Source organism: Pseudomonas sp. COR18, from assembly GCF_048568395.1.
Taxonomy (GTDB): Bacteria; Pseudomonadota; Gammaproteobacteria; order Pseudomonadales; family Pseudomonadaceae; genus Aquipseudomonas; species Aquipseudomonas fuscovaginae_B.
Genome location: NZ_CP183808.1, coordinates 4,719,003 through 4,731,796 on the forward strand (window position 1 = coordinate 4,719,003; position 12,794 = coordinate 4,731,796).

General features: G+C 66.0%; 9 protein-coding genes. 2 read left to right on the plus strand and 7 right to left on the minus strand.

What is annotated here, in order from left to right; all coding sequences use genetic code 11:
* Positions 1-122 precede the first annotated feature (122 nt).
* From ACM62G_RS21645 to pvdM, 4 genes are all read right to left on the minus strand, one after another.
* Positions 123-1,787: a cyclic peptide export ABC transporter gene (locus tag ACM62G_RS21645; protein ID WP_419735513.1), complete on the minus strand. Its 1,665-nt coding sequence runs from the start codon at positions 1,785-1,787 to the stop codon at positions 123-125.
* Positions 1,788-1,869: 82 nt separating this feature from the next.
* Positions 1,870-2,769: a formylglycine-generating enzyme family protein gene (locus tag ACM62G_RS21650; RefSeq protein WP_419735514.1), complete on the minus strand. Its 900-nt coding sequence runs from the start codon at positions 2,767-2,769 to the stop codon at positions 1,870-1,872.
* Positions 2,770-2,825: 56 nt separating this feature from the next.
* On the minus strand, positions 2,826-4,115 hold the full coding sequence (locus ACM62G_RS21655) for an aminotransferase class V-fold PLP-dependent enzyme (RefSeq protein ID WP_273822571.1): 1,290 nt from the start codon (positions 4,113-4,115) through the stop codon (positions 2,826-2,828).
* Positions 4,116-4,204: 89 nt separating this feature from the next.
* On the minus strand, positions 4,205-5,536 hold the full coding sequence (gene pvdM, locus ACM62G_RS21660) for a pyoverdine-tailoring dipeptidase-like protein PvdM (protein WP_054060704.1): 1,332 nt from the start codon (positions 5,534-5,536) through the stop codon (positions 4,205-4,207).
* 179 nt (positions 5,537-5,715) lie between these two features.
* Between pvdM and ACM62G_RS21665 the strand changes: the two genes are divergently transcribed.
* Positions 5,716-7,335 (plus strand): hypothetical protein, encoded by a 1,620-nt coding sequence (locus ACM62G_RS21665; protein WP_054062857.1) that lies wholly within the window; start codon positions 5,716-5,718, stop codon positions 7,333-7,335.
* 159 nt (positions 7,336-7,494) lie between these two features.
* Here ACM62G_RS21665 and ACM62G_RS21670 read toward each other — a convergent pair whose 3' ends face one another.
* From ACM62G_RS21670 to ACM62G_RS21680, 3 genes are read right to left on the minus strand one after another with little or no spacing between them, the layout of a single operon-like run.
* Positions 7,495-8,868: an efflux transporter outer membrane subunit gene (locus ACM62G_RS21670; protein WP_419735515.1), complete on the minus strand. Its 1,374-nt coding sequence runs from the start codon at positions 8,866-8,868 to the stop codon at positions 7,495-7,497.
* A 7-nt stretch (positions 8,869-8,875) separates the two neighbouring features.
* Complete coding sequence (locus ACM62G_RS21675; RefSeq protein ID WP_054062855.1) at positions 8,876-10,849, minus strand: MacB family efflux pump subunit; 1,974 nt, start codon at positions 10,847-10,849, stop codon at positions 8,876-8,878.
* Complete coding sequence (locus ACM62G_RS21680) at positions 10,850-12,025, minus strand: efflux RND transporter periplasmic adaptor subunit (RefSeq protein WP_419735516.1); 1,176 nt, start codon at positions 12,023-12,025, stop codon at positions 10,850-10,852.
* A gap of 280 nt (positions 12,026-12,305) precedes the next feature.
* Between ACM62G_RS21680 and ACM62G_RS21685 the strand changes: the two genes are divergently transcribed.
* Positions 12,306-12,785: a sigma-70 family RNA polymerase sigma factor gene (locus ACM62G_RS21685; RefSeq protein ID WP_273822595.1), complete on the plus strand. Its 480-nt coding sequence runs from the start codon at positions 12,306-12,308 to the stop codon at positions 12,783-12,785.
* The last annotated feature ends 9 nt before the right edge of the window (positions 12,786-12,794 follow it).

Consider the following 12,794-nt stretch of genomic DNA (forward strand, 5'->3'; position numbering starts at 1 on the left):
GGCGTTGTGCGCGCAACGCAATGCCGGAGGGACTGTCGGGTCGCTGGCTATAGGAAGAACGAAGTGGCGGCGGGGTAATTTAGGCGGGTTCACCCCGCGCCTTGCGCGCGGGGTGGTGGGGGTCAGGCGGGTACGGCCTCGCGTTGCACGCGTTCGACCTGGATCTGCCCGGCCTGCATGCGCACCAGTTGGTCGGCCACCGGGAAATAACGGTCATCGTGGGAGATGACGATGATGGTCTTGCCCTGGTCGCGCAGCTCGGGCAGCAGCTCGGTGTAGAACACCCGGCGAAACGCCGGATCCTGGTCGGCGGCCCATTCGTCGAACACCAGCACCGGGCGTTGTTCCAGCCAGGCATTGAGCAGCGCCAGGCGCTTGCGCTGGCCGGTGGACAGATCGGTGGTGCTGAAGCTGCCGTCGCGGATGCTGACCTTGTGGGCGATGTCCAGGCGTTCCAGGTACTTGATCGACTCCGGTGGCAGCGGTGTGCCGCCCTGCGCCACTTCGTCGAACAGGTAGTAGTCGGCGAAGATGGTGGTGAACAGCTGGCGATAGTCGTCCAGGCCCTGGGCGCTGACCGGGCTGCCATTGAGGCGGACCTCTCCCTGTTGTGGTGTGTACAGGCCCAGCAGCAGCTTGATCAGGGTGGTCTTACCGCAACCGTTCTCGCCGACGATGAAGACGATTTCGCCCTGGCGGATGGTCAGGTCGACCGGGCCCAGGTGAAACGGCGGAACGCCGTCGACCGGCGGATAGTCGTAGCGCAACTGGCGCAGCTCGATGCTCTGCAGCGGCGTCGGCTCGATGTCCCGGTCGCTCACCAGCAGGTGCGGTTCCGGCGAGGAGAAGCGCCACGACAGCTCGGCGATGCGGCGGAAGGCGATCTCGGCGCGGCTGATGCTTGGGATGGTGGTGACCAGTCGTTCCAGCGGCCCCTTCATGTACAGCATGACCAGTACGAAGCCGCCGAGTACGGTCTTGTCGGTGTTCGGCCAGAACGCCTGGAAGGTGATGGCGATGCCGATCACCGCGAAGAACAGCATGGAGCCGAACGTCTCGGCACTGACGAAGATGTTCGCCGCCCGGATGTTGGCCTGGCTGATGCGTTCGGTGGTGCCGTGGATCTGCTGGTCGTGCATGAACTGGCGGCGCTGGCGCTGGATGCGCAGTTCCTTGGCCCCGGCGGAAATCGCCTGGTAGTGCTTCTGCAACTCGTCTTCGCCGTCCCGCGCCCGCAGGATGCTGCGCATGCCGACGCGGTGGGCGAGCCACTGCGCGCCGCTGCCGATGATCACGGTCAACAGGGTCAGGGCCAGAATCTGCCAGGACAGCGCGGCCAGGTAGGCCAGGCAGCCGACGGTGACGGTGAAGGCGATCACCATCGGGGCCACCGACAGGGCGAAGGTGCTGATGGTGCTGACGTCGTTGAGCAGCACCGGGATCAGCCGGTGGGCACGGTAACGTTCCAGTTGCTCGATGGGCGCCACCAGCACCTTGGCGGCCAGTTCCTGCCGCAGCCGGGCGACCACCCGCTGGCCGACGTAGTTGGTCAGCAGGTTGGAAAGGGTCGAGCAGGCCAGGGTCAGCACGCACAGACCGCCAAACAGCAGGGCGATACGGGTGTCCGGGCCACCGCTCGCATTCATGGCGTCGTTGATGGTCGCCAGCAGGGCGGTGACGCTCAGGCCACTGACAACCCCCAGGGCGGCCGAGAGGACCACCAGCAGCCAGAAGGGCTTGAGGATCCTCAGGGTTTCCTGGGCGAGGCTTTGTGCTTGGAGAGGCATGGGGGCTACTCGTGAAGGTCTTCGGAAGCAGGCGCCGCGCACGGCGCCCTGAACTCTTTAGACGAGCGTTTCGGGGTGGGATTTAGAGTTCGCGCACGACACGAAAACCCAGCCAGTCGCCGCGGGTGTACTCGCTGCGCTCGTTGCGGTTGGCGGAGCGGGAGAAGACCGGCGCTTCGGTCCAGTCATTGCCGCGGATCGAACGGCGGTCCTCGCATTCATGGCTGTCCAGGCGCGGGCTGCCGTCGGTCGGTGCCCCCTGGTAGGTGTCGACATAGCAGTCGGCGGTCCATTCCCAGACATTGCCGTGGCCGTCATAGACGCCGAAGGCGTTGGGCGGGAAGCTGCCGGCCGGCGAGGTGTAGCTGAAACCGTCCGCCGGGCCGTAGGTGTTGGCGTGTTTGGCGATGCTGTATTCCTTGCCCTCGTCGAAGGGGAACGGGAAGGGGCCCTTGGTGCCCCCGCGCACGGCGTATTCACGCTGGGCCTCGCTGACCAGGTGATAGGCCTTGCCGGTTTTCTTCGACAGCCACTTCGTATAGGCCTCGGCCTCACGCCAGTCCATGCAGACCGCCGGCTGCCGGTCGCTCATGGGGTAGCGCGGCTCGCCGGCCAGGCACTCGCGGCCCGGGCGGGTATCACCGTCCGGCATCTTGTAGCCGGTGCTGTGCAGGTAGGCTTTCCATTCGCCGGCCAGTACCTGGAAGCGGCTGATGGCGAAGGCCTTCTTGAAGGTGACCTCATGCATCGGCCCTTCGTCCGGCTCGCGGCCGATCTCGTCCTCGGGGCTGCCCATGGTGAAGGTGCCGGCGGGCAGCACCACCATTTCCGGGCAGTCCTTGCAGTCCTTGAACACCTTGCCCGGCAGCGGCGCGCTGGCGGCGAAGGCATTGCCGCACAGCCCGCTGGCGAACAGGGCGGCGAGGGTCAGGGCCGACCGGAGGCCGACACGGGAGCGTGTGCAGGTGGATTGTGCTGTCATGGGATCTCTCGCAGGCAGAAGTCTGAAAACGGTGGGTCGTACCGCCGGGCAGCGGTTCATAGCTGCTGGCCGAGCAGGGTCATGAAGCGGTCCAGTTCGGCTTCGGTATTGAGCAGGCCGGGAGCCGTGCGCACCACTGGACCGACGTCCCGGTCCACCGCATCGACCACCACCTTGTTCTTGAGCAGGCGGGCGGCGACCTGGTCGCTGTCCTGGCCCTTGACCCGGAAGAAGCTGAAGCCGGCCGACAGTTCCGGGCTCATGGGCGTGACCAGTTCGATGCGTGAGTCGGCCTGCAGACGTTGCTTGAGCTCGCTGTTGAGGGCGTGGATCCGCGCCTGCACATCGGCCTTGCCCAGTTCCAGGTGCAGTTCGAAGGCCTGGTCCAGGGCCCAGCGGTGTTCGAAGGCGTGGTAACCGCCCGGGCTCATCGAGGTGGCGAAGTTGGTGTCCTCGGAAAAGGTCGGTTCCAGCGGCGTGACGTCCCTGACCTCCTCCGAACGGGCGCAGACGATACCGGTGCCGCGTGGGCCGAACATCCACTTGTGGGTGCCGGCGATGAAGAAGTCGCAGTGCATGTCCGGGAAGTCGAGGTTGTCGACACCGAAGCCGTGGACCCCATCGACCACGTAGAGAATGCGGTCCTTGTCGTCACGATTGCGGTTGTGTTCCTTCACCAGCTTGCCGATCTCGCCGATCGGCAGCTTGACTCCGCTGCCGGACTGTACCCAGGTCATGCCCAGTACCCGGGTTTGCGGCTGGATGGCGCGGGCAATGTTGCCCAGCACTTCATCGGCCGAGACCCGGTGAGGGTTCTCGAACAGGCTGATCTTGCGCACGCGGGTGCCTTCGCGTTCGGTGCGCAACCGCAGGGTATTGCGGGTCGAGTAATGCTCGTGCTCGGTGGTCAGGATTTCCTGATCGGGGCGTACATGGATACCGCCGTAGATCATCGCCAGGCCTTCGGTGGTACTGCCGGTCAGGGCGATCTGGCCCGGCTGGGCCTTCAGGTAGCGCCCGGCGGCATGGCGCACCTGGCTTTCGCGTTTCCAGGTTTCGGCCAGGTCCCAGTCCATCGCCAGGCCCGGGTTGCGGTCGAGGGCCGCGCGGTAGCGCTCGATGGCGTCGCGTACCGGCTTGGGGTGGCTGGTGACCAGGAAGTTCGAGAAGTGCAGGTAGTCCGGGTCCTGGTCGAACAGTTGGCGCAGTTGCGCCCATTTGTCGCCACCCTGGGCAGCTTTGGCGGTCGCTGCGGGAGCAGCGGCGGCCAGGTCCAGGCTGGCCCCGAGCGGTAGGCTGGCAGCGAGCAGGCCGGCCTGTTTGAGAAAGGTTCTGCGGTCAGTCATGAAGGATCACTTGGACGGTCTGGATAATGGATCGGTGCTCAACGGGAACGGTCAAGACCGTTTCCCGTATCAAGAAGGACCGGGGATGCTCAGTGCTTGGCCGCCTTCTGCACCTGGTCCCAGACCCGCAGGAAGTTGCCGCCCCAGAGCTTGGCGATATCGGCTTCGGAATAGCCGCGCTGGAGCAGTTCGGCGGTCACGTTGCGTGCCTCGCTGACGTCCTTGAAACCGTCGATACCGCCGCCGTCGTTGAAGTCCGAGCTGATGCCGACGTGGTCGATGCCGATTTTCTTCACCGCATAGTCGATGGCGTTGCCGAAGTCCTTGAGGTCGGCCTTGGGCTCCTGGTCGAGGATCGCGTACAGCTCGCTGGCGTACTCGCCGAAGCGCTGTTCCGGCCAGACGGTGATGATCGGATCGCCAGGCATCAGCGCCATCGCCTGGTTGGGCAGCGGCGGCAGGTCGAAGCGCTTGCGCAGGGCGTTGAGCTTGTCCTGGGTCGGTTGGCTCAAGGGCCGCAGGTAGGCTGGGAAGGCGACGATCTGGACCACGCCACCGCTGTTCTTGATCAGTTGCATTTCCTGGTCGCTGAGGTTGCGCGGGATATCCACCAGCGCGCGGGGGGCCGAGTGCGACGCGACCATCGGCGTGCGGCTCAACTGGCTGACCTGTTCCAGGGCCTTGGTCGACATCTGCGAGACGTCGATGATCACCCCCAGGTCATTGAGACGATGCACCGCCTGCTTGCCGATATCCGACAAGCCGCCCAGGGCGTCGGGGGTATCGTTGAGAAACGGCAGCGGGCGGGACGAGTCGGCCCAGTCGTTGTTGCCCACGTAGCTGAAGCCGAACATGCGCATGCCGCGCGCGGTCCAGGTGTCCAGCAGGCTGAGGTCGTGGCCCAGCGGGTAGGCGTTGAGCATGCTGATGAAGATCGCGAACTTGCCTTCGCCATGCAGCCGGCGCATGTCATCGGGGGTGTAGGCGATGCCGACGCGGTTGGGGAAGTCGCGGACCATGCCGGTGATGATCTTGTAGCGCACTTCCTGCTGCTTGCGCGCCTCGTCGACGAAGCCCGCTGTCGGGCGATGGGGTGCGTTCGGCCCGTTCCAGATCTCCGGCCAGCCGAACACGGTCAGCGCGGCGGCGGACAGGCGCCCGCGGTCGGCCTTGACCAGGTCGAACTGGCCGGAGCCGTCCTTGTCCGCCTCGCGGCCTTCGGCGCCGAAGGTCAGTGGCACGGTGATGTGGCTGTCGAACGAGATGATCCGTTCCTGCAGTTCGTCCGCCTGCTTGACGATATTCAGCGGGTATCCCTGGTTGGGCCAGTACTGCCAGCCCAGCCAGGCCGAGGCGGCGCCGATGGCCAGGGCCAGGGGCAGACCGATGTAGAGAGCCTTTTTCGAACGCGGTTTTGTCATTGCCATCTCATTCTGGTTCGCAGGTCACAGGCAGCCACAAGGGCTTTCGCTATCTGGGAAGAACGAGCGCAGGTGTCGGGAATTTAGCGCTTTCGGGGTTCGCGACAGGCTAAATTTCCCCCGCGGTTCAACGTCCTAGCTGGGATAAGGCCTGCTTCAGGGCCGACACAGGTAGGGCGATGACGATTTCTCGACGAGGATTCATAGCGGGCCTGGCGCTTACCGGCGCCGCCATCCCCGCGGCTTATTACGCACACCGTGAACTGACGCGCGAGGACGAGCCGATCACGCCGGGCGAGGCCACGGTCGATCTGCTCGACACGGCAGGCCAACGCCTGGCCGACAACTTGCGCGGTGTCTGGAACATTCGTTTCGAGGGCCGCGATGCCGGTCTGGCCGGCCTGCCCCTGGAAGGTGTGCAGGTGTTGCTCGACATTGCTCCGCGTGGCCGGGCGGTCTGCGGTTTCATCGACACGGCCGAGGGCCTGCGTGGCGCGGCCGAACCGCGCCTGCGGGTGGTCGGCGACCTGGCGGTGGCCGATGGTGCACGGCTGTTCTGGCGGCTGTTCCGCGGCACCGAGGTGTTCCCCGAATACGAGCTGAGCATGGTCCTCGACGAGGTCTGGGGCACCTATGGCAATGCTGGCAGCGGCACCCTCACCGGACGTATCGAGCGCCTTGACCGGCCACTGGCGCTGACCCAACTGGACAGTCGCTTCGTCGCCACCAAGCACACCTTTCCCGAAGCCCGCGACCGCATCGGCCTGAGCGCGCCGCTGCTGGCCTGGCTGGTGTCGCCCGAGCATCGGTTGTTCCACCAGCTCTGGCACGCCACCCGGGACAAGTGGCACACCCTGCCCGAAGACAAGCGTGACGGCCTGCGCGGCATCGGCTGGCAGCCCGGACCCCGGAACAAGGAGCGCGATGCCCGTGGGCCGCGCAAGGACCGCAATGGTTCGGGAATCGACTTCTTCTTCATGCATAGGCACATGCTGCAGGCGGCGCGCGCGATCCAGCCGTTGCCGTCCTGGCGCCGCTTCCCGCCGCCGCAGCCGGAACTGGAGCGTGATCGCCAGGGCTTTGTCCGCTACTTCGACAACCATGACGGCTGGGCCGTGCCGCCGACCTGGCTGGCCGAGGACGATGACGACTACAGTCAATGGGTCAGCGACATCAAGAGCAGCGAGACCTACCACAGCAACTTCCAGGTCTGGGAGTCGCAGTACACCGACCCGCGTTACCTGTCGAAGCTGACCCTGGGCCAGTTCGGCTCGGAACTCGAGCTGGGCCTGCACGACTGGCTGCACATGCGCTGGGCCGCGGTGCCCCGCGATCCGTCCAACGATGCACCGGTGCCGATGGCCCGCGAGTTCACCGATTTCGCCCCGCGCTGGTTCCGGCCGGAAAACGATTTTCTCGGCGACCCGTTCTCCTCCCATGTGCACCCGGTGTTCTGGCTGTTCCATGGCTGGATCGACGATCGGATCGAGGACTGGTTCCGTGCCCACGAGCGTTTTCATCCAGGCCAGGTCACCCGCCTGCAGGTCAATGGCGTGCCGTGGTTCGCCCCCGGGCGCTGGGTCGAGGTGGATGATCCGTGGCTGGGGCCGAGTACCCATGGCTGCAGTACCACGCCGGGCCTGAGTGTCGGCAAGTCGGTGGAGATGGACCCGGAGACCATGAAGTTGGCGCTGCGTATCACCTTCGCCGACGACAAGGGGCTGTCCGACCTGTTGAAGCGCGTGCCGCGACGCCCGTGGTATGCCCGCCACCTGTCGCTGAAAGATCGTTTCTTCTAAGGTTCCTGTGAATGGGCGCGGCGCGCCCTGCGAGGCGTTCCCACGCGGAGCGTGGGAACGTCGATGGCTATTCGCGAGTGGGCCTGGAGCGTCCGGGGCGGGCGCTGGATCGTGGGAATGCAGCCGATGACGCTGGGCGTCACCGTCAGCGGAACAACATCAGAACTCGCTCCAGCCCCCACCCACGGCCTTGTACAGGGCGATACTCGCCTGCAGGCGGCTCAGCCGCAATTGCACGCTCAGGTCTTCGGCGGCGTACAGCGTACGTTGGGTTTCCAGCACGGTCAGCAGGTCGGCGGCGCCCGCCCGGTAGCGGCTCTGGGACAGTTCGAAAGCCGCCTTGGCCTGCCGCAGTTCCTCTTCCTGCCACTGGCGTTGCTGGTCCAGGCGCTCGATGCTGTTGAGCGCCTTCTCGACATCGGCAAAGCCATTGATGATCGCCCCGCGATAGCTTTCCAGCAGTTCCTCTTCACGGGCCGTGGCCTTGTCCCGTTGCGCCCGCAGGCGACCGTGGTTGAACACCGGTGCGACCAGTCCGGCGGTCAGGTTGTAGAACGGCGTGCGCAGGGCCTCGGAGGCTTCGCTCGACTCCGAGCCCAGGCGGGCGCTCAAGGTCAGCTTCGGCAGCAGCGCCGCCCGGGCCACCTTGACGTCGGCCTGGGCCGCCGCCAACTGGGCCTCGGCGCGGGCGATGTCCGGACGGCGGCTGAGCAGCTCGCTGGGCAGGCCGGCATCGATCCGCGGCCAGCCCAGGCTGGAGAAGGGCTGGCTGCCGATCTTCAGGGCCTGCACCGGTTGGCCGAGCAGGGCGGCCAGGCTGATCAGCGATTCCCCGGCCTGTTGCTGGATCAGCGGCAACTGGCGCTGCTGGGCGGCAACCAGGCTTTTCTGCTGGGCCAACTCCAGGGCGGTGGCCGAGCCTGAGTCGTAACGGGTCTGCACCAGCTTGAGCACGCTCTGGGCATTGACCAGGTTCAGTTCGGCGATGCGCAGCTGCTCGCGGGCGGACAGGGTGCGGGCGTACTGGTCGGCGACGCCGCCGAGCAGGGTCAGTTCCACCGTGGCCCGGTCGAACTCGCTGGCGCGCAGGCTCTGCAGGGCGCTGTCGCGGCTGGCGGCCAGCCCGCCCCAGAAGTCCACCTCGTAGGTGGCGCTGAGGCCGGCACCGAAGCTCTTGCTGTTGTTGTCGCTGTCGGCGGTGCCGTGCAGCAGCTTGTTGCGGCTGGCGTCCAGGTTCAGGTCGACCTGTGGCAGCAGCGGGGCGCCGGCGATCACCGCGCTGGCCCGGGCCTGGCGCACCCGTGCCGCGGCGGCGGCGATGTCGTGGCTGCCCAGGCGCGCCTGGTCGATCAGTTGGTCGAGTTCGGGGCTGCCAAACTGTCGCCACCATTGGCGATGATCCTGTTGCAGTGCCGGGCGTTGGGCGAACTGCCAGGCGGCGGGCGGCACCAGGCCGCTGTCCGGATGGGGCGCGGGGCCGCTGCAGGCATTGAGCAGCAGGCACACCGTAAGTAGGGAGAGTTGCGGCTTCATAGATCGATCATTCACTGGTAAGGGCTGCCACCGGATCGAGCCGGGCGGCTTTGCGGGCCGGCATGAAGCCGAAGATCACCCCGGTAACCAGGGCACAGGCGAAGGCTCCGGTCACGGCGGCCAGGGAGAAGGCCACGGCGACCTTGCTCAGTATCAGGATGCCGCCGACGCCCAGGGCCAGCACCACGCCGGCCAGGCCGCCGACTACCGAGAGCATCACCGCTTCGGTGAGGAACTGGCGCAGGATGTCGCGCTGGCGGGCGCCGGTGGCCATGCGAATGCCGATTTCCCGGGTGCGTTCGCGGACGGTCATGAGCATGATGTTCATCACGCCGATCCCGCCCACCAGCAACGAGATGGCGGCAATCGAGCCGAGCATCAGCGACAGGGTGTTCTGGGTCCGGGCTTCGGCCTGGATCATTGCCGCGTTATTGGTCAGGCGGAAGTCGCGGCGGCCGTTGTGCAGGGTCATCATCACCTGGTCGATGGCGCGCTCGGCGTCCCTGACGTTGCGTCCGTCGCTGGTGGCGATGGCCACGTACTCCGGGTTGCGGGTGCCGAACAGGCGGACGCTGGCGGCGGAGTAGGGAATCGCCACCCGCTCGTCGCTGTCGGTCTCGCCGGAGGTGGCGCCTTTTTCCTGGAGCACGCCCACCACCTGGAACGGTACGTTCTCGATCAGCAGGTACTGGCCGATGGGTGTGGGCAGGTGGGCGAACAGCTTTTCGCGAATCTTGTGGCCGATCACCGCCACCGCCGCGCCGCTTCTGGCATCGTCCTGGGTGAAATAGCTGCCTTCGACCACCGGCCAGTTGAAGATCGCCGGGAACTGGGTGTCGTTGCCGCCGACATAGGCGTTGTGGTCCAGATTGCCGAAACGGACCGTGGCGTCATTGCCGTTGACCGGCATGATCATTTTCACCTGGGGCAGCGCCGACAGCGCCGCCACGTCGTCCAGGGTGATGATGCCCAGTGGCGCACGGGGCGCGGGAGCGGAACCGCTCAGGTAGATGATGTTGGAGCCGAAGGCGCCCATCTGGGCGATGACCTGGCGCTTGCTGCCTTCGCCCACCGCCAGCATGACCACCACCGAGGCGACGCCGATGACGATGCCGAGCAGGGTCAGGGCCGTGCGGAAGCGGTTGATCCACATCACCCGCCAGGCGGCCTGCACAGCCTCGAGCAGTTCGCTTTTCCAGGCACCGTTGTACTCGCTGCCGTCGCTCAGGCGCTGGCGCAGGTCCACGGCCTGCAGGGAGCCGGGGGTGGCAGTGGCTGGGGTGGCGTCGGCCTGGGTGGCGCTGTCGCTGATGATCAGGCCGTCGCGGATTTCGATGATGCGCTTGGCGCGGGCGGCGACCTCCCGGTCGTGGGTGATCAGGATCACCACGTGGCCCTGGCTCGCCAGTTCGTCGAGCAGGGTCATCACCTCGGCCCCGCTATGGCTGTCGAGGGCGCCGGTGGGTTCGTCGGCGAGAATGATATGGCCGCCGTTCATCAGGGCACGGGCGATCGACACCCGTTGCTGCTGGCCGCCGGACAACTGATGCGGGCGATTGCCGCGGCGGCTGGCCAGGCCCAGGCGGTCGAGCAGGGCGGCGGCCCGGGCATGGCGCTCGGCCGCCGGAGTGCCCGCGTAGATGGCCGGCATCTCGACGTTTTCCTGGGCCGAGCCGGAGGGGATCAGGTGATAGCCCTGGAACACGAAGCCGAAGGCCTCGCGGCGCAGCCAGGCCAGTTCGTCGGTGTCGAGTTCGGCCACCGGCTCGCCGGCGAAGCGGTAGCTGCCGGAGGTGGGGCGGTCGAGGCAGCCGAGAATGTTCATCAGGGTCGACTTGCCCGAGCCCGAGGCACCCACGATGGCGACGAACTCGCCGGCATGGATCGACAGGTCGATGCCGCGCAATACGTCCACCCGTGGGCTGTCTTCGCCACCGTAGGATTTACGGATGTCCTGCAGTTCGATCAGTGGCGTTTGCATTCAGCCTCCGCTACCGACGGCCGGGCCGATCAGCAGATGGTCGCCCTCGGCCAGGCCGTCGAGCACCTGTATGCGCAGGCGGTCGCTGATGCCGGTGCGCACTTCACGGGTCTCGATCCGGCCCTCCGGGGTGACGACCCTGGCGGTCTGCCGGTGGGGCTCGTCGCCACCCTGCAGGGCGGCGATCGGTGCGGTGAGGACGTTCTGCGCGCGATCGGCGACGAAGAATACCTGGGTGGTCATTTCCGCCATCAGGGCCTGGTCGGCATTATCGACATCCAGCAGCACGGTATACAGCACCACCCGTGCGGCACCGCTCTTGCTGCTGCCACTGGGGCTGTTGCTGCCGCTCTGGCTGGACTGTTCCAGGGGCTTGGGCGGTACCGGCAGGATCTGTCGCACGGTGCTGCTCCAGCGCCGGTTGCCACCGCTGAGGGTGGTGAAGTAGGCGTTCATGCCCGGTTTGACGTGAGCGATGTCGGCTTCGGAGACTTCGGCCCAGACGGTCATCGGCGACAGCTTGGCGATGCGCAGGATCAGCGGCGTCTGCTGCTGGGCATTGAGGGTCTGGCCCTCGCGGGCATCGAGGGCGACCACGGTGCCGGCCATGGGGGCGTAGATGCGGGTGTAGCCCAGTTCCGCCTCGGCACTGCGCAGGCTGGCCTGGGCCTGGAGGATCTGCGCCTGGAACATGTCGATGCGCGCCTGGGTGGTGCGCATCTCGGCCTGGGCGCTCTGGATGTCCTCGACCCGGGTGGCGCCGCCGGCATTGAGCTGCAACTGGCGCTGGTATTTCTGCCGGGCCAGATCATGCAGGGCACGCTGCTCCTGGAGCTGGGCCCTGAGGTTTTCGATGGAGTAGCGGCCCGCGTCGAGCTTGGCCTTCTGCGTTGATGGATCGATCTCGACCAGCAACTGGCCCTCCTTGACCGGGTCGCCGACCTCGACGTGAATCTTGTGGATCTGCCCGGAGGCCTGGGCGCCGACATCGACGTAACGGCGCGGTTGCAGGGTGCCAAGGGCGGTCACACTGCTTTCTATGTCACCACGATTGACCGTGACGGTGGCGAAACTGTCGCGCCCCGGCGGCAGGATCTGCCAGGTGGCGAAGGCAATGACAGGGATCAGGCAGAGCGAGACAAGCAGGGCGCGTCGGGTGCGTCGAGGACGTTTCATGCAGGGTTCCAGCCGATGGAAGATCGATCCGTGATCACGCCAGCGGGCTGTTTCCGGCTGCTGGAAGGGACACGGGAGATTTCAGTTAGACGAGAAGCCCTGGTGCGAATTTAAGCCTTTGTCCGGCGCTGTTTTTCCAGACATTTCAGGCTTTTGCCCGGGAACACTTTAAATCTATATGAGAATTACTATAAATTACATCTTTTCAAACTGCCATCATCGAGCCCTGGCCGCCGATGGCTCAGGGACAGGCCCGCCGAGCGTGCGGACAGGAGTCATGTTGGAAAACTACTACCGCGAGCTGGTGTGTTTCCTCAATGCGAGACTGGGCAACCGTCAGGTTGTCGAGGATGTGGTGCATGATGCCTATTTACGCGTGCTGGAGCGCTCCAGCGATACTCCGATCGAACAGCCGCGGGCCTTCCTCTATCGCACGGCGATGAACCTGATGATCGACGACCATCGGCGCAATGCCGTGCGCCAGAACGAGCCTTTGGCGGTGCTCGATACCGATGAGCGGTTTTTCAGTCCTTCGCCACAGACCGCACTGGACCATGACCTGCGCCTGCACATGCTGCAACGTGCCCTGGCCGAGCTGCCGCGCCTGTGCCGCGACAGTTTCATGCTGCGCAAGCTGGAGGGCCTGTCGCACCCGGAGATCGCCGAACGCCTGAACATCTCCCGCAGCCTGGTGGAAAAGCACATCGTCAACGCGATGAAACACTGCCGTGCCCGTATGCGCCAGTGGGACTGTGAATGAGGCCGGGCG